The following is a 22,294-nucleotide window of genomic DNA, read 5'->3' as shown; positions in this document are numbered from 1 at the left end:
ATTCGATTATCCCCCTCATCCGGCGCTCAGATCGTAGAGCGAAACGGAATCGACGGTCGTTGCCTCGAAATTCGCCTCAACCCATGCGGAGATCTCCGCCGAGGTGGATGACCCGCCTCCGCCTCCGCCGGGTCCTCCGCCCTGGCCATCCGATCCGGAGCCGATGTACCAATGGATCTGCCCCTCGGCGACAAGCTGCTTGAATTCTGCGAGAGTTGGGGAGGGATCGGTGCCGTTGAATCCTCCGATGGCCATCACGGGTTCCTCCACAGCCAGCTGGTAGCCGGCGGCCTGGTTGGCGCCGGTCGCTGCCGCTGCCCACGTGAAGTCGGACGCGTCCTCGCCGAGGAGCTCGGTGAGTTCGGCTGAGGGGGTGGCTCCGCTGAGCAGACCGCCCATCCCGCCGCCTCCGGCGCCACCGTCCTCGCCGTCACGGCCACCGTCGTCGCCTGCGGGTCCGCCCCCACCTGCGGGGCCTCCGCCTCCACCCGCAGGGCCTCCGCCTCCGCCACCCGGGCCGCCCATGCCCGAGTTCGTTCCGGCGATCGTAACGATCGACCCTTCGGTCGAGGCTGCGATCGTGCGCACGCTCAGCTGTGCCGGGATAACCAGGCTGGCGATGACAGCTACCGATGCCACTGCCGACATCAGAGCGCGGTTGCGCCTGAGGCCGTCTTGGCCCGCTCGGAACCTGAGGCCGGTGCCGATCAGTAACAGTGCGCCCAGGATGGAGACCATGAGCACGCCCCAGCGCAGCCAGCCGGGGATTCCACTCATCGAGGCCGTGAGGATGAACTGCCACGCCCCCGTCAGCGCCCAGGCCAGGGCCAGCAGGAGCATGGCGCCGTAACTTGCCGTTGTGAGAAGCAGCGCGACTCCGAGGGCGAGGATCACAGCGATCGCCGGCACCAGAGCCACCGTGTAGTACTCGTGGACGATGCCGTTCATATTGCTGAGCACCAGCCATGTCACCACCAGCCATGCGCCCCACATCATCACGGCAGCCTCCAGACTGCCCGATGTCCGCGCAACCGGCAGGTGTGTGCTGCGGTCACGGCGACGGCGGGCCACCTCGGCGCGGATGAGAAGAACGACGATCACGGCGAGCAGGAGCAGAGCAGTCGGCAGGAGCCAGGCGATCTGGGCACCGAAGCTGCCGGTGAGCAGTCGGGCAATACCGGTCTCTCCCCAACCGCCACCGCCCTGGCCGCCTCCACCACCTCCGACGGAACCGGCCTCGTTGCCCGTCAGTCTTCCGAAGCCGTTGTAGCCGAACGTCAATTCGAGGAAGGAATTGTTCTGTGATCCACCCACATAGGGTCGATCGGCTGCGGGAGTGAGCTCTACGAGGGCGATCCACCAGCCGGCGCTGATGACCATTGATGCGATCGGAACCAGCAGCAGAAGGCACCGGTGCAGCCATGAACGGCGGGCGAAGAGCACCCAGGCCACGGCCAGTCCCGGCACGATGAGCAGCACTTGGAACTGTTTGGTGAGGAAGCCGAAGCCGAGGCAGATGCCGGCGAGGCCAAGCCACAGAATGGCGGCACGCGTCGCAGTCCTTCGTGTGCTGCCCACGGCTTTCAGCGCATGCTGCGTCGCCACGACAGCGGCCGCCATGAGGGTGACCAGCAGAGCGTCCGGGTTGTTGAACCGAAACATCAGCGCCACGATCGGTGAGAGCGCGAGCACGAGGCCTGCGCCCAGCGCGGCGAGCCGCTCGAGTGTGGCACTGGTGTGTCCGTGCAGGGCCAACCTCGTCGAATGGGCCACCAGCAGCACACTCGCTCCGGCCAGCAGCACCTGCGGTAGGAGCATCGAGAACGAGGAGAACCCGAAGACGCGCGCACTCAGCGCCATCACCCACAGGGATGCCGGAGGCTTGTCGACGGTGATGGCATTCGCGGAGTCCAGGGAGCCGAAGAGGAAGGCCTCCCAGTTCTGGGATCCTGCCTGCACGGCTGCCGCATAGAAGGAATTCGCCCACCCGTTGGCGCTGAGATTGGTGAGGAACCCTGCAATCGTGACCAAGGTCAGCAGGGTCAGGGCCGCCGGGTACCAGAACCGGCGCAGCTGCCTGTCCCCGGTGTTCGCAGAAGGGTTCTCATCCATGGTGTGCACTCCTCGAGTTATGGTGTGCGCCGATGGCGAACACCCAGGTCCGCAGCAGCACGAAGCGCACGATCGTGGCCAACAGATTCGCCGACGTCAGCACCGCCAGAGTCCCGACCGACGCCAAGGGCCCGGTGAAGTTCGCAGAAATGGCCAGCCCCGCCGAGGTGAACCCGAGACACAGCGCGAACGACGCCAAACCCTTGATCTGAGCCGCGAGACCATGGTGGGGCGACCGGACTCCGAAGGTATGTCGCCGGTTGAGGCCGGTATTGGCCACAGTTGAGATGAGAAGCGCGCCGAGGTTGGCCACAGTGGGTGAGAACATCTGCACGCCGAAGAGGAAGAGGACCGCATACAACAGGGTGCTGACGATGCCGACATCGATGAAGTGCAGGATCTGGGCACCGGTGTTCGGAGCGGGAACGTCGTCGATGCCCAGCGTTTGTCCCCCGGAACGGAGGATCGTTCTCCGCAGTCGGTGGATGCCCTTCACATCGGCCCATGCGGTGGCGAGGACGTCGACTGAGGAATCGGGGTCATCGACCCAGTCTGTGCCGAATTCGTGGATGCGCAGCCCGGCCCATTCGGCTCGGGTGAGCAGTTCGGTGTCGAAGAACCATGCCGTGTCTTCGACCAGCGGCAGCAGCTTCTTCGCGGCCTCCGCGGACATCGCTTTGAACCCACACTGAGCGTCGCTGTAGCCGACTCCCAGGCTGAGTCTCAGGAGGCGGTTATAGCAGCGTGAGATGACCTCTCGCTTCACCCCGCGGCTGATGTCGAGGCCCGGCAGCAGCCGACTGGCGATGGCGACATCGGCGATACCGGACCGGATGACCTCGACCATCGGATCCAGCGCGCGGATGTCGGTGGCCAGATCCACATCGGTGTATGCCACGACGTCGGCGTCAGAGGCCGACCACACCTTCGACAGGGCGCGGCCGCGGCCCTTCTGCTCCAGGCGCACATACCGCACGTCGGGATGCTTCTCAGCGAGCGCCTCGGCGATGGTGGGGGTGGCGTCGGTGCTGGCATTGTCAGCGATGATGATCGTGACGTGGCTGTCCCCTTCGCTCGTGGCCCTCAGAAGCGTTGCGACGGATGTCGCCAGGCTGGCCTCCTCGTTGTAGACGGGAACGACGAGATCGACGTTCGTGGACGTTGGGGCGTCGTGAGTCGCGGTGAACGGGTGGGCGTGGGGACCTGCCTGGTCCCAAGGGATGCTGTGCTGTCTCATGAGGACAACAGTTCCGCTCGGTCTTAGGCCCAGCATTGGTCGAAGCTGTGGCCAGCCTGTGGGAGTCGGAGAGTCCCTATCGCTGTCGCATAGCCTTTATCGCTCCTGCCGAAGTGTGGTCCCCGCTACACTGGGCGTCATGGCCAAAGAAGATCCCCCGCACTCGCCCGCGCCCCGCATTCGAGCTTCTGACAAGGACCGCGACGCCGTTCTCGGAGTCATCACCGACGCTGTCAGCAACGGTCGGCTCGACCCGGAGGAGACCGCCGAACGTCAGGATGAGGCGATTTCTGCGAAGTACCTAGACGAGCTGCTGCCGCTCATCGTCGATCTGCCCGAAGGACACGAGCTCTACCGCACCCTACAGCGCCAGACCGGTGGTGGAACGACAGCGGGGACATCACTGGCCCGCAGCGCCGGACCCGCCTCACTGGCTCCTATGGCCGAACCGGGCTCAGCGAAGCCGATGAACTCGGTGGCCATCATGTCGGGGCGCGAACTCGATGTGCCCGCCGGCACGGCCGAGGTGACGACCTACTCGCTCATGGGCGGCGACAACATCGACCTGTGCGACGTGATGGGACCGGGAGTCACAGTGTCACTGACCTCGTATTCGATGATGGCCGGCCACGACATCTACGTTCCCCCGGGTGTGCGTGTCCGCGACGACACGATCAACATCATGGCCGGCAATGAGATCCGCGGCTCCGCCAAAGGAGACGGTTCGAACGGGACCCTCGTCCTCAAGGGCGTGTCCTTCATGGCTGGTCATGACGTGCATTTGGCCAAAGGTTACCGAGCAAAGGATCAGGGGCAATTGGAATGAAGATAGGTGTACTGACCTCCGGCGGTGACTGCCCCGGACTCAACGCGGTCATCCGCGGAATCGTCCGCAAGGGCATTCGCTCCCACGAGGATACGTTCGTCGGAATCCGCGACGGGTGGCGCGGCCTGCTCGAAGACGATGTGTTCGACATGTCGATGCTCGACGTTCGTGGACTCTCCGGCCGCGGCGGAACCATCCTCGGCACTTCGCGCACCCACCCCTATGAGGGCGGCGGGCCGGAGCGGATGCGTGAGGTGATGAGCGCCCACGGCATCGACGCGATCGTTGCGATCGGCGGCGAGGGAACTCTGGCCGGTGCCGCCCGACTCGTGCACGAAGAGGGTCTGAACATCATCGGCGTCCCGAAGACCATCGACAACGATCTCAGCGGCACCGACTACACCTTCGGCTTCGACTCGGCCCATGCCATCGCGACCGAGTCCATCGACCGGCTCCGCACAACGGCGGAGTCCCACCACCGGTGCATGGTCATCGAGGTCATGGGCCGCAACGTCGGGTGGATCGCACTGCATGCGGGAATGGCCGGTGGCGCCCACGCGATCCTCATGCCCGAGTTTCCCGTCTCCTTCGACCAGATCGAAGAGTGGGTGACCTCGGCCAGGGACCGTGGTCGTGCCCCGATTGTCGTCGTGGCCGAAGGCTTCATTCCCGAGGGTCTCGACGAACAGGTCGCCGACCGCGGTGTCGACAACAAGGGCCGGACCCGCCTCGGCGGTATTGCGGACTTCCTGGCGCCAAAGATCGAGGAGATCACGGGAATCGAATCCCGTGCCACCATCCTCGGACACCTGCAGCGAGGCGGCTCCCCCACGGCCTATGACCGGGTCCTGTCCACGCGCCTGGGGATGGCTGCGGCAGATCTCGCGCACAACGGCGACTGGGGCAAGATGGCCAGTCTCAAGGGCACCGACATCGTCTCGGTCGACATGGCCTCGGCCGTCGATCGCCTCAAATCAGTTCCGCTCCAGCGCTGGGAAGAGGCTCAGGTCCTCTTCGGCTAGCGGACGCAGGCTCCGTGTGAATAAGCGAAGAGGGGCACCCACCAGTTGGTGGGTGCCCCTCTTGCTGTGCCTGTCGGCTCAGTCCGGAGACTCAGCGACAGGAACGCGACTCAGATGAGGCGCTTCAGCTGAAGGCGCCGTAGTCGTAGTCTTCCAGCGGGATGGCGGATCCGGAATCGGAGCCGATGCCTGCGTAGAAGTCGCCGTAGCTGTTCGTGAACATCTCGGCCTTCGCCTCTTCGGTCGGCTCCACCACGATGTCGCGGTGAGTCTGCAGGCCGGTGCCGGCAGGGATGAGCTTACCGAGGATGACGTTCTCCTTGAGACCCAGCAGCGTGTCCGACTTGCCTTCCATGGCGGCCTCGGTGAGGACGCGTGTCGTCTCCTGGAAGGACGCGGCGGACAGCCACGAATCGGTGGCCAAGGAGGCCTTCGTGATGCCCATGAGCTCGTCACGAGCCGATGCCGGCTGGCCGCCTTCGGCGACCACACGGCGGTTCTCGGCCTGGTAACGGCCACGGTCGACCAGCTCGCCGGGCAGCAGGTTCGTGTCGCCCGACTCGATCACGGTCACGCGACGCAGCATCTGCCGCACGATAACTTCGATGTGCTTGTCGTGGATGCCCACGCCCTGCGAGCGGTACACCTTCTGCACCTGCTCGACGAGGAAGCGCTCGGCCTCACGGCGACCGCGGATGCGCAGCACCTGCTTCGGATCGACAGCGCCGATGACCAGCTGCTCGCCGGCCTTGACGTTCTGTCCGTCCTCGACGAGGAGGCGGGCACGCTTGGAGACTGCGTGCTCGATCTCTTCGCCACCGTCATCGGGGGTGATGACGACGAAGCGAGTCTTGCGGCTGTCGTCGATCTTGGCACGTCCGGTCGCCTCGGCGATGGGAGCGAAGCCCTTCGGTGTGCGAGCTTCGAAGAGCTCGGTCACACGCGGCAGACCCTGGGTGATGTCACCCGTGGACGCCGCCGCACCACCCGTGTGGAAGGTACGCATGGTGAGCTGGGTTCCCGGCTCACCGATCGACTGGGCAGCGACGGTGCCGATTGCTTCGCCGATGTCGACGAGCTTTCCGGTGGCCATCGAACGACCGTAGTGCATGGCCGAGATCTGAGTGTCGGAATCGGCGGTGAGCACGGAGTGAACCTTGAGCTCTTCGATCCCGGCAGCGACCAGCGTATCGATCGTCTCTGCGGTCACGTCGGTCTTCGCCGGCACGATGACATTGCCATCGGCGTCGGAGACGTCTGAGACCGTGAGGCGGCCGTAGAGGCTCGTCTCTGCATACTCGTGCGGCACGAGGTTGCCCTCGTGGTCGCGCTCGGCTGCAGGCAGCGTGATGCCCTTGTTGGTATCGGCTTCAGCGGTGCGGATGATGACGTCCTGCGACACGTCGACGAGTCGACGGGTCAGGTAACCGGAGTCAGCGGTACGCAGAGCGGTATCGGCCAGACCCTTACGAGCACCGTGCGAGGCGATGAAGTACTCGAGGACCGACAGTCCCTCACGGTAGTTCGAGACGATCGGGCGAGGGATGATCTCACCCTTCGGGTTCGTCACCAGTCCACGCATACCGGCCAGCTGACGGACCTGCATCCAGTTACCGGATGCACCGGACTCCACCAGACGCAGAACCGAGTTCTCCTCCGGGAAGTTCGTCCGCATGACCTGGTCGACCTTCTCGGTCGTCTCGGTCCACAGCTTGACCAGTTCGTTGCGGCGTTCGTCGTCGGTGAGTGCACCGAGTTCGTACTGCTGCTGAACCTTCGTGTCGAACGCCTCGGCGTCGTCGATGATCTCGGTCTTGGCCTCGGGTGAGACCACATCGGACATCGAAATCGTGATTCCCGAACGAGTCGCCCAGTAGAAGCCGCCGGCCTTGAAGTTGTCCAGGGTCTGCGCGACCTCGACCTTGGGGTATTCCTCAGCCAGGTAGTTGATGATGCGGCTGAGTGCCTTCTTGTCGATCGTGGAGTTCATGAACGAGTAGTCGGCAGGCAGGTAATCGTTGAACTGTGCGCGGCCCAGTGTGGTCTGCACGTCCAGCGGATCGCCGGCTTCCCAACCTTCGGGAACCTCAAGATCGTCGCCGGGGACGACATTCTCAAGACGGATCGTGATGACCGAACCGAGGTCCAGTTCGCCACGATCGAAGGCCATGATGGCTTCGCCGAGACCGGTGAAGGAGCGTCCCTCGCCGGCCAGGCCCTTGCGCTCGGAGGTCAGGTGGTACAGACCGATGATCATGTCCTGCGAGGGCATGGTCACGGGCTTGCCGTCCGAAGGCTTGAGGATGTTGTTGGCCGAGAGCATCAGCACGCGTGCCTCTGCCTGAGCTTCGGGGCTCAGCGGCAGGTGGACTGCCATCTGGTCACCGTCGAAGTCAGCGTTGAAGGCCGAGCAGACGAGGGGGTGCAGCTGGATGGCCTTACCCTCGATGAGCTGCGGTTCGAACGCCTGGATGCCCAGACGGTGCAGGGTCGGTGCACGGTTGAGCAGCACCGGGTGTTCGGTGATGACCTCTTCGAGGACGTCCCACACCTGAGGGTGCTGACGCTCGACCATGCGCTTGGCCGACTTGATGTTCTGTGCATGGTTGAGATCGACCAGGCGCTTCATCACGAAGGGCTTGAACAACTCCAGAGCCATGGTCTTGGGCAGACCACACTGGTGCAGGTGCAGCTGCGGACCGACCACGATGACCGAACGGCCCGAGTAGTCCACACGCTTGCCCAGGAGGTTCTGACGGAAACGTCCCTGCTTGCCCTTGAGCATGTCCGACAGCGACTTCAGCGGGCGGTTGCCCGGTCCGGTCACCGGACGGCCGCGACGGCCGTTGTCGAACAGTGAGTCGACGGCTTCCTGCAGCATCCGCTTCTCGTTGCTGACGATGATCTCGGGAGCACCGAGGTCCAACAGACGCTTGAGACGGTTGTTGCGGTTGATCACGCGACGGTAGAGGTCGTTGAGGTCAGACGTGGCGAAACGTCCACCGTCGAGCTGCACCATCGGGCGCAGTTCCGGCGGCACCACGGGAACAACGTCGAGGACCATGCCCTCGGGGTTGTTATCAGTGGTCAGGAACGCGTTGACGACCTTGAGACGCTTCAGGGCGCGGGTCTTGCGCTGGCCCTTGCCGGTGGCGATGAGTTCGCGCAGCTTCTCGGATTCGGCTTCGAGGTCGAAGTCGAGCAGACGCTTCTGGATCGCCTCGGCGCCCATGGCACCCGTGAAGTAGAGACCGAAACGGTGGAACATTTCGCGGTACAGGCTCTCGTCGCCTTCGAGGTCGTTGACCTTGAGGCTCTTGAACCGGTCCCACACCTGCTCAAGGCGGTCGACCTCACGGTCGGCGTTCTTGCGCAGCTTCTCCATTTCCTTCTCGGCGACATCGCGCAGCTTCTTCTTGGCCGGGGCGGAGCCGCCGTCGGCCTCGAGAGCTGCGAGATCCTCTTCGAGCTTCTTGGCACGACGATCGATGTCAGCGTCACGGCGAGTGCCGATCTGCTGCTTTTCGACGTCGATCTTGTTCTGCAGGCTGGGCAGATCGCGGTGGCGAGAATCCTCGTCCACCGAGGTGATCATGTAGGCAGCGAAGTAGATGACCTTCTCGAGGTCCTTCGGTGCCAGGTCCAGCAGGTAGCCCAAGCGCGAGGGGACGCCCTTGAAGTACCAGATGTGAGTGACCGGTGCGGCCAGCTCGATGTGTCCCATGCGCTCACGGCGAACCTTGGCGCGGGTGACCTCGACGCCGCAGCGCTCACAGATGATGCCCTTGAAGCGGACACGCTTGTATTTGCCGCAGGCGCACTCCCAGTCGCGGGTCGGACCGAAGATCTTCTCGCAGAAGAGTCCGTCCTTTTCGGGCTTGAGTGTGCGGTAGTTGATGGTCTCAGGCTTTTTCACCTCACCGTGTGACCAGCCGCGGATGGATTCCGCAGTGGCAAGACCGATACGTAGCTCATCAAAGAAATTGACGTCAGGCACGTAAATCCTCTTTCCTGGCGATGAACATCCCGTTCATCGCGAAGTTGTGTCGGTTGAAGTGGAAGTCCTCAGACTTCTTCTACGGTCTGGGCTTCGCGGCGTGACAGGTCGATGCCGAGCTCTTCAGCTGCTCGGTAGACCTCGTCCTCGCCGTCACGCATCTCAACCTCGGCTCCGTCCGAAGACAGAACTTCGACGTTGAGGCACAGGGACTGCATCTCCTTGATGAGGACCTTGAACGACTCCGGGATTCCCGGGTCAGGCAGGTTCTCGCCCTTGACGATGGCTTCGTAGACCTTCACACGGCCTGGGATGTCATCGGACTTGATCGTCAGCAGTTCCTGCAGCGTGTAAGCCGCACCGTAGGCCTCGAGGGCCCACACTTCCATCTCACCGAAGCGCTGGCCGCCGAACTGTGCCTTACCGCCCAGCGGCTGCTGGGTGATCATCGAGTACGGACCGGTCGAACGCGCGTGGATCTTGTCGTCGACGAGGTGGTGGAGCTTGAGCATGTACATGTAGCCGACAGCGATCGGGTACGGGAATGGTTCACCGGAGCGACCGTCGAACAGCTGGGCCTTGCCCGAAGAGTCGATGAGGCGGTCCCCATCGCGGTTCGGGGTCGTTGAGTCCAGCAGTCCACGCAGTTCCTGCTCGTGAGCACCGTCGAAGACCGGGGTGGCCAGGTTCGTGCCGGCCTCGGCTTCGCGAGCGGCTTCCGGCAGCTCTGCAGCCCACTCGGGGTTGCCCTCGATCTTCCAACCCTGCTTCGAGATCCATCCGAGATGGACTTCGAATACCTGGCCGATGTTCATACGACGTGGAACACCGTGCGGGTTGAGGATGATGTCGACGGGGGTTCCGTCGGCCAGGAACGGCATGTCCTCAACAGGCAGGATGGTCGAGATGACACCCTTGTTGCCGTGACGACCGGCCATCTTGTCACCGATGGTGATCTTACGGCGCTGGGCGACGTAGACGCGGACCATCTGGTTGACGCCCGGCGAGAGCTCGTCGTCTTCCTCGCGGTCGAAGACGCGGACACCGATGACGGTGCCGATCTCGCCGTGAGGAACACGCAGAGAGGTGTCGCGGACTTCGCGGGACTTCTCACCGAAGATCGCGCGCAGCAGGCGCTCTTCCGGAGTCAGCTCGGTCTCACCCTTCGGGGTGACCTTGCCGACGAGGATGTCGCCGTCGGTGACCTCGGCGCCGATGCGGATGATTCCGCGATCGTCGAGGTCTGCCAGGGCGTCGGGCGAGATGTTCGGGATGTCGCGGGTGATCTCTTCGGCACCGAGCTTGGTGTCGCGAGCATCGACCTCGTGCTCCTCGATGTGGATCGAGGACAGGACGTCGTCCTGGACGAGACGCTGGGAGAGGATGATCGCATCCTCGAAGTTGTAGCCTTCCCAGGACATGAATGCCACGAGGAGGTTCTTGCCCAGTGCCATCTCACCGTTCTGAGTCGACGGTCCGTCAGCCAGGACGGTGCCTGCCTCGACGCGATCGCCTTCGTCGACGATGATGCGCTGGTTGTACGAGGTTCCATGGTTGGAACGCTTGAACTTCGCGGCGCGGTAAGTCTGCATCGTGCCGTCGTCAGCCAGCACGGTGACGAAGTCAGCCGACACCTCGGTGATGACACCTGGGCGATCGGCGGTGATGACGTCACCGGCGTCGACAGCGGCACGGTATTCCATGCCGGTTCCGACGACTGGTGATTCCGACATCACCAGCGGCACAGCCTGACGCTGCATGTTCGCACCCATGAGGGCGCGGTTCGCATCGTCGTGCTCGAGGAACGGAATCAGCGCAGATGCGACCGACACCATCTGACGTGCGGAGACGTCCATGAAGTCAATCGTGTCGTACTGCACCAGCTCGGCTTCGCCGCCGCCGCCCTTAGGACGTGCGAGAACCTCGACCTCGGCGAAACGCTGCTCTTCGGTCAGCGGCGCGTTGGCCTGTGCGATGTTGAACTCAAGCTCATCATCGGCAGTCAGGTACTCGGTGTCATCCGTGACGACACCGTCGACGACCTTGCGGTACGGCGTTTCGATGAAGCCGAACGGGTTGATGCGGGCGTAGGAGGCCAGCGAACCGATCAGACCGATGTTCGGGCCTTCAGGGGTCTCGATGGGGCACATGCGTCCGTAGTGCGAGGGGTGGACGTCACGGACTTCCATGGCGGCACGGTCACGCGAGAGACCACCAGGTCCCAGAGCCGAGAGGCGACGCTTGTGGGTCAGACCCGCGAGCGGGTTGTTCTGGTCCATGAACTGCGAGAGCTGCGAGGTGCCGAAGAACTCCTTGATCGCAGCCACCACAGGGCGGATGTTGATCAGGGTCTGAGGTGTGATCGCCTCGACGTCCTGGGTCGTCATGCGCTCACGAACGACGCGCTCCATGCGAGACAGACCCGTGCGGACCTGGTTCTCGATGAGTTCGCCGACCGCGCGGATGCGACGGTTGCCGAAGTGGTCGATGTCATCGAGCTTGACGCTGAGTTCGATGTCCTCGCCGTCACGCACACCCTTGGAGGTGTCCACGCCTGCGTGCAGAGACACCAGGTAGCGGATGGTGGCGACAACGTCGTCGGTCGAGAGGACCGAGTCGCTCAGCGGTGCATCGACACCCAGCTTGCGGTTGACCTTGTAGCGGCCGACCTTGGCCAGGTCGTAGCGCTTGGGGTTGAAGTACAGGTTGTTGAGCAGGTTGCGTGCCGCTTCAGCGGTCGCGGGCTCTGCCGGGCGCAGCTTCTTGTAGATGTCGAGCAGCGCTTCGTCCTGCGTGTTGACCGTGTCCTTGGCCATGGTCTCGCGGATGGATTCGAACTCGCCGAACTCCTCGAGGATCTTCGCTTCGGACCAGCCGAGGGCTTTGAGCAGAACGGTCACCGACTGCTTGCGCTTGCGGTCGAGGCGAACGCCGACCTGGTCGCGCTTGTCGACCTCGAACTCCAGCCAAGCACCACGGGAAGGGATGATCTTCGCGGTGAAGATGTCCTTGTCAGTGGTCTTGTCGACGCTGGACTCGAAGTAGGCACCGGGCGAACGCACGAGCTGCGAGACGACGACACGCTCGGTGCCGTTGACGATGAACGTGCCCTTGTCGGTCATGAGGGGGAAGTCACCCATGAAGACGGTCTGGCTCTTGATCTCGCCGGTGTTGTTGTTCATGAATTCGGCGGTCACATACAGTGGCGCCGAGTAGGTCATGTCGCGTTCTTTGCACTCATCGATGGAGTACTTAGCGGCTTCGAACCTGTGCTCCCGGAACGACAGCGACATCGATCCACCGAAGTCCTCGATCGGTGAGATCTCTTCGAAGATGTCTTCGAGTCCCGAGGTGGTTGCTACGGAATCGTCTCCGATTTCAATGGCTTCGGCGACGCGGTCCTGCCACGCTTCCGAGCCGATGAGCCAATCGAAGCTGTCTGTCTGCAGACCGAGCAGATCGGGAACCTCGAGCGGTTCGCGAATCTTCGCGAAGGAGATTCTCTTGGGGGCGTTAGCGGTCCTGGTGTTATCGTTGGCGGCGGCCAATGGGATCCTTCCGAGTGCTTCACCAATTGATAGGTTGACCCTCCACCCGAAGTCACGCAGACGACCGCTGGTGTGTCAGATTTCGACACCGGGCGACAACGTGGTTCACTTGAGTGGAAATGAGGTGCCCCCCGCTATATGAAGGCACGCCACAGGCAGATCAACGCAAATATCAAGCTTATAGCAATCGGTCAAGTCATGCAAGACGCTTCTTCCACAGACCGACCCAGGCCCAGGTTTCGAATCCACCTCGATCGTTGATGGCCAGCATCCAGGAGTTCTCCACCGCATTCCACGTGTAGATTCGCTCCACTCTGCTCGACTCCCCCAGCGCCACATGATTGGCGATCTTCAGGGCTGCGCCGAGTCCGTGCCCTCGATGTTCACGCGCGACCAGCGTCGACCCCTGCCATCCCACTGCGGGGCGTTCGTCGAAGTGGGCGACCTCGGTGAATCCGGCGGCGCTGTCCCCTTTGAGTGCCAGCGCTGTGCCCAGCAGCTCCCGATTCTTCCTGCGCTTCTCATCGAGGGCGCGGACCCGCTCAGCATCCCAGCTCTCCTCTTCGCCGAATTCCTCGGCTCCCGGAGTGTCCGTGGACATCTTCTGGTGCAGCCAGGCGATCTGTTCGAGGCGATGTTCAGGAGTCGGACCGCTCCAGGTCTCGATCGTATAGCCGGGATCGAGTTCGACATGAGGCAAGCTCGCTGCGACTGCGGTCTTCGCCACCGAGCACCTCTCCAGCTGCTTGAAGGCGAATCCATGATGGCTCAGGAACGCGACATCCGGCTGCCCGGCGGGCAGGCTTCCCGCACCGGTTTCCGCTGCCAGGTGGGCACTGCGCACTTCGGACGCACGGACCGACTCGGGATTTTCGCAGTAGCTGGTCAGTTGGGTGCGCCCCTGTGCGACGAGGCTCGTCTCCATCGCAGTCAGCATTTCGGCGCCGAAGCCCTGTCGTCGTTTGTCCGGGTGAACCGCGCACCACACATCGGCGACATCGAGGTTGTCCTGCAAGGTCAGGTAGGCGATGCCTTTGGCCACAATCGCTCCGCCGAGGCGACCGATCCAGGTCTGATGACTCGTGTACTCGTTCGGAGAGAGCAGCTCCTGGCGCACCTCGTCCGCGCGCGGATCGAAATCATCGCCGAGACCCGATGCCCGGTTGATGAGCGCATCGAAGGCGACCACCTCGGCGAGGATCTCCTCGATCTCGTTCGCAGGGCGAGATCCGGCGGGGATGTGAGTGATCTCCATGAACGGACATTCTAGACTTCGAACATGGTCAATGTCAGTGTTCTCTCCCAGAATCCGGCCGCAGTCAACTGCGGAATCATCACCGGCTCGAACGCCAGCCTCATCGTCGACTCGGGCCCCGGGCCCAGCGCCGCGAAGCAGCTGGCGGCCAGGGCACAGCAGCTGAGCCTCGAGGCCACCGGCCGTGTCAATCCTCTTGCGGCCGTCATCACTCACGACCATTGGGATCATTTCTTCGGCAACGCCACCCTGGCCGCAGCAGGGGCTGAGACCTTCCACGGTTCTCAGTCCTTCGCAGGAGATCAGGAGGCGAGCGCGTGGATCGCCCTCGACGCCGTCCGCAATGCACCCGAGACCGCGGAGTTCGCCGCCGAGCTGCCCGAGGATCCCGGCGACCTCCTCGTCGACGTCTCCCCCGTCGATGCGCCCGGAGCAGATTCGGGGATCGATCTCGGTGAATGTCGGGTCGAGTTCCATGTGCTGGGCGGGCATTCCACAGCGGATCTCGTCGTGCGCCTGATCGATCAGGGGATCGTGTTCGCCGGTGACCTGATCGAGGAGGGCGATCCCCCGCAGGCTGGCAATGATGCCTCACTGAGTGAGTGGGTGACCAGCTTGCACACGCTGCTGTCGTTTTCCGAGGCCACCGTCTTCGTGCCCGGTCACGGGGTGCCTGTTGACCGGGAATTCGTCGAACGTCAGCTCGCGGACCTCGAGGGGCTGCGGGTGAATCAGGCCGACGCCGAGGCGGCTCTGCCTGCCCGTGTCATGCCCGGTGACCATGACCGCACACTCCCCCGCGAACGGGTCATCTTCCCTGTCGGTGCAGAGCGGTGACGAGGTCTGAGCCGATGGCACCGAACAGCGTCTGAGCCCACACGCTGTCGCCTTCGACATAGGGACGGTCACCGTCGAAGATCCACTGCAGCTGGTTGGCGGCCTGCCGATCGTTCTGACAGCTGCGGCACACGGGAACCCGGACCCCTGTGCCATCGGCATCGAGGCGGGTCGTCGACTGTGCCTCTCCGTGCAGCGGATTGATCGTGCACAGACTCTGCGGGAGCTTGCTGCGTCCCCGTGTCCCAGCCTTCTTCGTCCTGCCCGCTCCCACCTCGGCGATCTCTCGTCCTGCCTGCCGGAGCAGAACCATCGCTCCGGCCAGGTCGATGCGTTCGGAGTCCTCGTCGTCGACGATCCGGCGTGCGATCTGATAGGCGTCGAGGGATCTCTCCACCTTCTCGGAATCGGGTGCGTCGAGGTTCTGCGTCTGCAGACGATCGATCTCGTCGGCGATCTGAGTGGTGTCGGCATTGATCGTCTCGCGCAGGGACCGACGCTGCAGAGAATCAACCCGTTCGAGCAGCCGGTCCGGCAGTTGATACTTCATCCGCAAACGCTTCTTCGTCGACCTCTGCCGCCATGATCGTGTGAACCAGATTCCTGCGATCACGATCGCCAACACCAGCACGGCGATTCCGAGGAACATCGGAGCGAACGATCCCGAATCGTCGACAGTCTGGACTTCGCTGCCCGAAGCCTCCTGTGCGGTGCCGGCTTCCTCCTCGGTCTTCGTCTGCGGATCCGCATAGAGGTCGAGGAGGGTGTTGAGCTTGGTCGTCGACGGCGTGCCCACATTCCATTCGTCGCGGGCAATCGAGAGCTGTTCCATGACCTGCATCTGCAGCTCGTGCTGGTCCTCGAAATGCTGATCGACGGTGAGAGCGCTGCCCCCGTTGATCATGACGTAGACGCCTTCACCGCCGTTGAAGACCTTGATCTGCTCAAGGAGGTCACTGTCGAGAAAATCCTGGTCTACGGCGATGACGTAGACGTCGTAGTCGACATTGCCCATCGTGGCCTCGGCTTTGTCCATGAGGGCGGGATTGAGGGACCCCGCCAAGGACTCCTCGATGTAGACGGGATCGGTCTGCAGCGCCTTCGCGACCTGCTCTGCGTCGACTGTCACTGTCCTAGTAGCCTCTTTCCGATAGATCGCCAGATCAGAACTCCGATGATGCCGACTCCGCCTCCGACGATGAGTCCCAGGACCATGCCTGCCACGGCTCCTCCGCCCGTGGGGTAGGTCAGGTCGCGCGGATCGCTTGAGTTGTCCACGTCCACGACGATGGGATCGCCGTTGTCATCGATCATCCTCGCATAGGAACACTCGGCATCCTCTGCTTCGGTGGACTTCAGCGCCCGAACATAGTCGAGGGCTCGCCGTGAGACCGTGGCATCATGGTCGAGCTCCAGAGGATCGTCGAGCTGGCGGACGATTCCTTTGTGGCCGAGGTCCTCGTGGACCTCATTGGCGACGAGCACCGTGGCACGATCATCGGAGAGCTCTGTCGCGATCCGGGCGGCGGTGAGCTCGCCATCACCGTCTGCGGCGTCGAGCTGCGAGGTGGTCAGAATCGCCACGTAGATCGGCTCTGTGAGATCACCGACTTCCTTGCGAATTGCTGCCAGCTCGGAGTCCTCGACACCGACCACCTGGTATTCGTCGATGAAGACCGGGTCCGTCTCGAGTGCCTTCGCAATCTGCTGGTAGCGGCTTCTGTCGTAGTCGGGATCGTATCGGCTCGCGACGCGATCCGAGTAGATCGAGTCGACGGAGATCTGATCGCCACTCTCCGCCTCGATCCGCGCAGACTTCGCTTCGTCGAACTTCGCTGAGCTGTACATCGTCGTTCCGACGACCACTGCGGCGAAGACCAGCAGCGCCAGCGTCCATCTCATCCACGTTCTCATCGCTGCCGTCCTCTCGCAGAGACAGCTCCGTGTGCGTCGAGCACGGTATCCTCGAGAGGTTGAAAGCTGCCGAAGCCGGCGACTGCGTACACGTCACTGCGCTGAAAGTACGGCACGGGCTTCGACCGCTTGGCTCCGGGCCGCTGAGGAACCATGAGACATTCGGGATCATGTCCGTCGTTGATCTCGCTGCGGCACTTCGCACACAGATCGACCGTGACCGCGGTTCCGCGCTGCCGCAGGGCGAATCTCTCGATCCCGTGCCGATGGTGGGGAAAGAGGAAGCAGAACCGCGGTGCCTCGGACTTTTTCGAGGCGGTCCCCCGCAGCCGCTTACGCACCCATTCGAGGGTCGTCAGCAGGTTCTGCACACCGAAGCGGTGGGAGAAATCACTGTCGTCCGCCCAGTCCGGATGCTCATCCATGATTGCTGTCAACGCGTCCTGGACTCGTCTGCCGCGGTCGTAGATCCGCCACAGCTCGTCGTCGGACTCAGACGGCTCGGGCAGCGGTTCGAGTGCGCCGTCCACACGTTGGGGCAATCGCTCGTCCTTCACCGGATCGGGGCTCGTCGTCAGGCTCGTCCGCCACGAATATTTGGCGCGGCGCCTCATCAGCCACACACTCAGGCCGAGTGCCGTTACGGCAGCCGCCCCGAATACGAGCGCATCAGGGTTGCCGTTGTCCAGGCCCGTGGCTTCGATGTAGTCCTCATCGCGTTCGCCGACGTCTCGAGTGTCGAAGTCCGGCGGAGGCGGCAGCTCCTCCCCCTGCGCTGTCGCAACGAGGGTACGGAGATGATGGGGAACGGACAGTTCGAGGGGCAGGAAGTCGTCGCTGGCCGATCGAGCAAACATCGCTGAGTCGGGAGGCATCGCGGGTCCGTTGTCGTCAACGACGTAGGCGAACGTCTTCGCTGAGGACTCCGCCATGGTGAACAGGACGATGCTCTGCTCGGCACGACCGGCTTCGTGGACGCGGAAGGCGAGGTTGGCCGTGAATCTGTCCCAGACATCACGACTACGGACGGTATCGCGCATCTTCGGCACGATGGCGATGAAATAGGGAATGCCGGACTTCTCGGTTTCGTCTGCGGCACGTCGCAGTGCGCTCAGCTGGTTCGCTGTCAGTCCCGGTTCGACGATCGGGTCGATGAACAGCGGATCGTCATCCCAAGCTGAGCGGATGCGCGATCGCAGCTTTTCCAACAGTCGACTTTCGGTCACCTGACAAGACTAATATGAGCCACTTGCCGAACCCGCCCTCATTGGTTCCGAGTCTGCAACATTGTCGGCCCAGCACCCATGCCTCGGGCACTGCAGCACAGATAGAAAGAACCCCACAGCATCAGCTGTGGGGTTCTTTCAAGCGGCAGCAGTCAGACTGCTGCCAGCGAAATCACTTGACGGTGACGGTTGCGCCCGCGCCCTCGAGTGTTTCCTTGGCCTTCTCGGCTGCGTCCTTGGACACGCCTTCGAGGACAGCCTTAGGAGCGCCGTCGACGAGGTCCTTGGCTTCCTTCAGTCCGAGGGAGGTGAGCCCACGAACTTCCTTGATGACAGGAACCTTCTTCTCGCCGGCCGATTCGAGGATGACGTCGAATTCGGTCTGCTCTTCGGCAGCCTCAGCAGCGGCAGCAGGTGCAGCGGCAACAGCAGCGGCAGGTGCAGCAGCTTCAACTTCGAAGACCTCTTCGAACTTCTTGACGAAGTCGGAGAGTTCGATCAGTGTGAGCTCTTTGAAGCCTTCGATGAGCTCTTCGGGGGTGAGCTTAGCCATGGTGGCCAGTCCTTCCTTTGGTGGTCACGGTGAGTGACCGGGTTTATGGGGTGTTGCTCAGGCGTCTGAGGCAGGAGCGTTGTCCTGCTTCTCGCGCAGAGCGTCGACAGTGCGCACGGCCTTGACCATCGGAGCGGTGAAGAGGTAAGCCGCCTGGTGGAGGCTTGCCTTCATTGCGCCAGCTGCCTTTGCAAGCAGCACTTCGCGTGGTTCGAGGTCGGCGAGTTTGTTGACATTCTCAGCACTGAGGACGGCACCATCCCAGTAGCCGCCCTTCAATACGAGCTGAGAATTCGCCTTGGCAAAGTTACGCAATGCCTTTGCAGCCTCTGGTGGTTCACCGTTGACGAATGCGATCGCGGTGGGTCCGTTGAGGAACTCATCGAGGTCGTTGATTCCGGCTTCTTTGGCTGCAATAGCAGTGAGCGTATTCTTTACCACGGCGTAGCTGACGTTCTCACCGAGTGAAACGCGCAGATCTTTCATCTGCGCAACGGTGAGACCGCGGTACTCGGTCAGCAACACAGCATCGGAGTTCTCAAACTGCTGTTTGAGCTCCTCTACTGCGGCTGCCTTGTCTGGCCTCGCCATGGTAGTTCCTTTCGTAAGTCGTGCGATCGTGTCCCGACAACAAAAAAGCGCTCCACGCAGGTATGCGTGAAACGCTCCGGATGATGAGTTCATAGGAACTCACCGGAAGAATCTCGTGCTCACCTGCGCGGGTCACTCCATTGGAGTCTTCGTTTCCGGGCAACAGGATCCGATTGCGAATTCTGCAGATTCCGGAAAGACCGACGGTCTTGGGTAGTTGAAGTCTATCGAAGGTGCTCGCGCCAAGTCCAATCGACCGCAGAGATGCTGAACACATCGCTCGCTCAGCCGATCTCGACCTCTACCGATCTCGACCTCTACGACAAGCCTGGCAACATTCCGGGCGCTGAGCAACCTGCAGACAGGTTGCGCAGCGCCCGGAAGGTGGCTGAGCCGGCGAGCGGGTCAGTATTCGATGACGACTCGGCCGTCGATCTTGCCGTGGATCATCTCATCGAGGATCGCGTTGATGTCCTCGAGCGGACGCTTGCTGTAGGTCGGATGGATCTTGCCGGCTGCGTAGAATTCCAAGGCCTCCACCATGTCCTGACGGGTGCCGACGATCGAACCGCGGATCGTCAGTCCTTTGAGGACGATGTCGAAGATGGGAGCCGGGAACTCACCTGGAGGCAACCCGTTGAAGACGATCGTGCCGCCTCGGCGGGTCATCGAGATCGCCTGCCCGAATGCCTTCGGATGCACCGCTGTGACAAGCACTCCGTGTGAGCCTCCGACCTTCTCCTGGATGATGTCGGCCGGCTCCTCAGCAAAGGCATTGACCGTGATCTCCGCTCCGTGCTTCTTCGCCAGCGCCAGCTTGTCATCGGCGACGTCGACGGCGATGACGCGCATCCCCATCGCCACCGCATACTGCACGGCGATGTGGCCGAGCCCGCCGATGCCGGAGATGACGACCCATTGCCCAGGCTTCACCTCGGTGCGCTTGAGTCCCTTGTAGACGGTGACGCCGGCACACAGCACGGGTGCGATCTCGTATGGGTCGGACCCCTCCGGGATGATGGCGGCGAACTTCGTGTCGACGAGCATGTACTCACCGAACGATCCGTCGATTCCGTAACCGCCGTTGACCTGCTGCTCGCAGAGCGTCTCCCACCCTTGACGGCAGTGCTCGCATGTTCCGCAGGCGCTCCACAGCCAGGCGTTTCCGATCATCTGCCCGACCTTGACATCTGTGACGTCGGGCCCGACCTTCTCGACCGTTCCGACACCTTCGTGGCCGGGGATGAGAGGAACCTTCGGTTTGACCGGCCAGTCGCCGTGTGCCGCGTGCAGGTCGGTATGGCAGACCCCCGAGGCGATGAGTTTGACCAATGCCTGGCCGGGTCCGGGCTCGGGGATCTCGTTGTCTCCGACGACGAGATCCTGTCCGAATCCCTCAACTACTGCTGCTTTCATCTCTGACATCATTCGCTCCTTTGTGACGATGTTCTCTATCTCTGTGGTGGTCTCTCTTATCGCAGCACTTCTGGTGCGGTGCAGCGGTTTCTGCTCAGAAGAAGCCCTGGGCGTTCTCCGAGTAGCTGACCAACAGGTTCTTAGTCTGCTGGTAGTGGTCGAGCATCATCAGGTGGTTCTCACGTCCGATGCCAGATGCCTTGTACCCGCCGAAGGCCGCATGCGCCGGGTAGGCGTGGTAGTTGTTGACCCACACACGACCTGCCTGGATGTCGCGGCCCGCGCGGTAGGCGGTGTTGCCATTGCGCGACCAGACTCCGGCACCCAATCCGTAGAGAGTGTCGTTCGCGGTGGAGATGGCGTCGTCGTAGTCACTGAAGGTGGCTACCGAGACGACAGGGCCGAAGATCTCCTCCTGGAAGATTCGCATCTTGTTGTTGCCCCTGAAGATGGTCGGCTGCACGTAATAGCCGCCGGACAAGTCCCCGCCGAGGTCCGCCCGGGCTCCACCGGTGAGCACCTCGGCGCCCTCCTGCCTTCCGATGTCGAGGTAGGACATGATCTTCTCGAACTGGTCGTTCGAGGCTTGCGCACCCATCATCGTGTCGGTGTCGAGAGGGTTGCCCTGCACGATCCTCTTCGCCCGTTCCGCAACCGCCTCGAGGAAGGGATCGGCGATCGATTCCTGGACCAGTGCACGGGACGGGCAGGTGCAGACCTCGCCCTGGTTGAGGGCGAACATGGTGAAGCCTTCCTGGGCTTTGTCCCAGTAGGCGTCATCCTTGGCATTGACGTCATCGAAGAAGATGTTCGGGGACTTACCACCGAGTTCCAGGGTGACCGGGATGATGTTCTGCGAGGCGTACTGCATGATGAGGCGGCCCGTGGTCGTCTCACCGGTGAACGCGATCTTCGAGATCCGCTTGTTCGATGCCAGGGGCTTGCCCGCTTCGAGGCCGAAGCCGTTGACGACGTTGAGGACTCCATCGGGAAGCAGGTCCGAGATGAGTTCCATGAGGACGAGGATCGAGGCCGGAGTCTGTTCGGCAGGCTTGAGGACAATGGCATTGCCTGCTGCCAACGCTGGGGCGATCTTCCACACGCCCATGAGTATCGGGAAGTTCCAGGGAATGATCTGGCCGACCACGCCGAGCGGCTCATGGAAGTGATAGGCCACCGTGTCGTCATCGATCTGCGAGAGGCCGCCCTCTTGCGCCCGGATCGCCCCGGCGAAGTAGCGGAAATGATCGATGGCCAGAGGAATGTCGGCGTTGAGGCATTCGCGGACTGCCTTGCCGTTGTCCCAAGTCTCCGCCACCGCGATCATCTCGAGGTTCTCCTCGATCCGGTCAGCGATCTTGTTCAAGATCACGGCGCGCTCCGCGGGCGAGGTCTTGCCCCAGGCGGGAGCCGCCTTGTGGGCGGCGTCGAGTGCGAGTTCGATGTCTTCTGCGGTGCTGGCGGGCACTTCGCAGAACGCTTTGCCCGTAATCGGTGTCGGGTTCTCGAAATAGTTCCCGTTGACGGGAGCGACCCACTGTCCGCCGATGAAGTTCTCATACCGTGATTTGAAGGTGACGAGCGATCCGTCTTGACCAGGCTGAGCGTAAACAGTCATTGCAACTCCTTTGATGCGTATGCGGCGATCGGATGTCTGTCTCCGATTGCTCCACACGCTACGCAAGGCAACGTTGCAAGTGGGTTGCATCACACATACAGGCCTGTCTGTCTGAGCCCCTATCGCGATGCGTCCGCGGCCC

At 62.6% G+C, this 22,294-nt stretch carries 15 protein-coding genes; 3 read left to right on the top strand and 12 right to left on the bottom strand.

From position 1 onward, the window contains the following. Positions 1 to 15: 15 nt before the first annotated feature. Entirely contained in the window at positions 16 to 2,112 is a 2,097-nt protein-coding gene (locus CXR25_RS05800) for an ArnT family glycosyltransferase (protein WP_114384604.1), read from the bottom strand. After that, entirely contained in the window at positions 2,105 to 3,349 is a 1,245-nt protein-coding gene (locus CXR25_RS05795) for a glycosyltransferase (protein ID WP_096161001.1), read from the bottom strand. The genes CXR25_RS05800 and CXR25_RS05795 overlap by 8 nt, the downstream gene beginning before the upstream one ends. A gap of 139 nt (positions 3,350 to 3,488) precedes the next feature. On the opposite strand from CXR25_RS05795, the gene CXR25_RS05790 reads away from it, so the two are divergent. Together CXR25_RS05790 and CXR25_RS05785 are read left to right on the top strand one after the other, a co-directional pair. After that, on the top strand, positions 3,489 to 4,175 hold the full coding sequence (locus CXR25_RS05790) for a DUF1707 SHOCT-like domain-containing protein (protein WP_009883581.1): 687 nt from the start codon (positions 3,489 to 3,491) through the stop codon (positions 4,173 to 4,175). Then, positions 4,172 to 5,197, top strand: a complete 1,026-nt coding sequence (locus tag CXR25_RS05785; RefSeq protein ID WP_009883582.1) for a 6-phosphofructokinase — start codon at positions 4,172 to 4,174, stop codon at positions 5,195 to 5,197. The genes CXR25_RS05790 and CXR25_RS05785 overlap by 4 nt, the downstream gene beginning before the upstream one ends. Before the next feature lie 124 nt (positions 5,198 to 5,321). On the opposite strand, the gene CXR25_RS05780 is transcribed toward CXR25_RS05785, so the two are convergent. The 3 genes from CXR25_RS05780 to CXR25_RS05770 form a co-directional block, all read right to left on the bottom strand. Further along, the gene (locus CXR25_RS05780) at positions 5,322 to 9,194 is read right to left on the bottom strand and encodes a DNA-directed RNA polymerase subunit beta' (RefSeq protein ID WP_096158451.1); all 3,873 of its coding nucleotides are present in this window, start codon (positions 9,192 to 9,194) and stop codon (positions 5,322 to 5,324) included. Positions 9,195 to 9,262: 68 nt separating this feature from the next. Next, positions 9,263 to 12,742, bottom strand: a complete 3,480-nt coding sequence (rpoB, locus tag CXR25_RS05775; RefSeq protein ID WP_009883584.1) for a DNA-directed RNA polymerase subunit beta — start codon at positions 12,740 to 12,742, stop codon at positions 9,263 to 9,265. A gap of 196 nt (positions 12,743 to 12,938) precedes the next feature. Then, on the bottom strand, positions 12,939 to 13,997 hold the full coding sequence (locus tag CXR25_RS05770) for a GNAT family N-acetyltransferase (protein ID WP_096146790.1): 1,059 nt from the start codon (positions 13,995 to 13,997) through the stop codon (positions 12,939 to 12,941). Positions 13,998 to 14,021: 24 nt separating this feature from the next. Here CXR25_RS05770 and CXR25_RS05765 point away from each other — a divergent pair, with 24 nt between their 5' ends. Beyond that, positions 14,022 to 14,834 carry an MBL fold metallo-hydrolase gene (locus CXR25_RS05765; protein ID WP_114384603.1) on the top strand — a complete coding sequence of 271 codons (813 nt, stop codon included), beginning with the start codon at positions 14,022 to 14,024 and terminating at the stop codon, positions 14,832 to 14,834. Here the strand turns inward: CXR25_RS05765 and CXR25_RS05760 are convergent. The 7 genes from CXR25_RS05760 to exaC form a co-directional block, all read right to left on the bottom strand. Further along, positions 14,806 to 15,963, bottom strand: a complete 1,158-nt coding sequence (locus tag CXR25_RS05760) for a hypothetical protein (RefSeq protein ID WP_096162997.1) — start codon at positions 15,961 to 15,963, stop codon at positions 14,806 to 14,808. The two genes, CXR25_RS05765 and CXR25_RS05760, sit on opposite strands and share 29 nt — an antisense overlap. Beyond that, positions 15,960 to 16,748: a hypothetical protein gene (locus tag CXR25_RS05755; protein WP_125240460.1), complete on the bottom strand. Its 789-nt coding sequence runs from the start codon at positions 16,746 to 16,748 to the stop codon at positions 15,960 to 15,962. Before CXR25_RS05755 ends, CXR25_RS05760 begins: the two co-directional genes overlap by 4 nt. Beyond that, a complete protein-coding gene (locus tag CXR25_RS05750) occupies positions 16,745 to 17,974 on the bottom strand; it encodes a hypothetical protein (protein WP_241212392.1) in 1,230 nt (409 codons plus the stop codon). Before CXR25_RS05750 ends, CXR25_RS05755 begins: the two co-directional genes overlap by 4 nt. 172 nt (positions 17,975 to 18,146) lie before the next feature. Next, entirely contained in the window at positions 18,147 to 18,527 is a 381-nt protein-coding gene (gene rplL, locus CXR25_RS05745) for a 50S ribosomal protein L7/L12 (protein ID WP_009883590.1), read from the bottom strand. 57 nt (positions 18,528 to 18,584) lie between these two features. Continuing rightward, positions 18,585 to 19,118: a 50S ribosomal protein L10 gene (gene rplJ, locus CXR25_RS05740; protein WP_009883591.1), complete on the bottom strand. Its 534-nt coding sequence runs from the start codon at positions 19,116 to 19,118 to the stop codon at positions 18,585 to 18,587. Positions 19,119 to 19,523: 405 nt separating this feature from the next. Continuing rightward, positions 19,524 to 20,543 carry an alcohol dehydrogenase AdhP gene (adhP, locus tag CXR25_RS05735; RefSeq protein WP_009883592.1) on the bottom strand — a complete coding sequence of 340 codons (1,020 nt, stop codon included), beginning with the start codon at positions 20,541 to 20,543 and terminating at the stop codon, positions 19,524 to 19,526. Between the two features lie 85 nt (positions 20,544 to 20,628). After that, complete coding sequence (gene exaC, locus CXR25_RS05730; protein ID WP_096158447.1) at positions 20,629 to 22,152, bottom strand: acetaldehyde dehydrogenase ExaC; 1,524 nt, start codon at positions 22,150 to 22,152, stop codon at positions 20,629 to 20,631. Between the last annotated feature and the right edge of the window lie 142 nt (positions 22,153 to 22,294).

Source organism: Brevibacterium aurantiacum, assembly GCF_003932995.1.
GTDB lineage: Bacteria > Actinomycetota > Actinomycetes > Actinomycetales > Brevibacteriaceae > Brevibacterium > Brevibacterium aurantiacum.
This window is presented reverse-complemented; position numbering and strand designations above follow the sequence as displayed.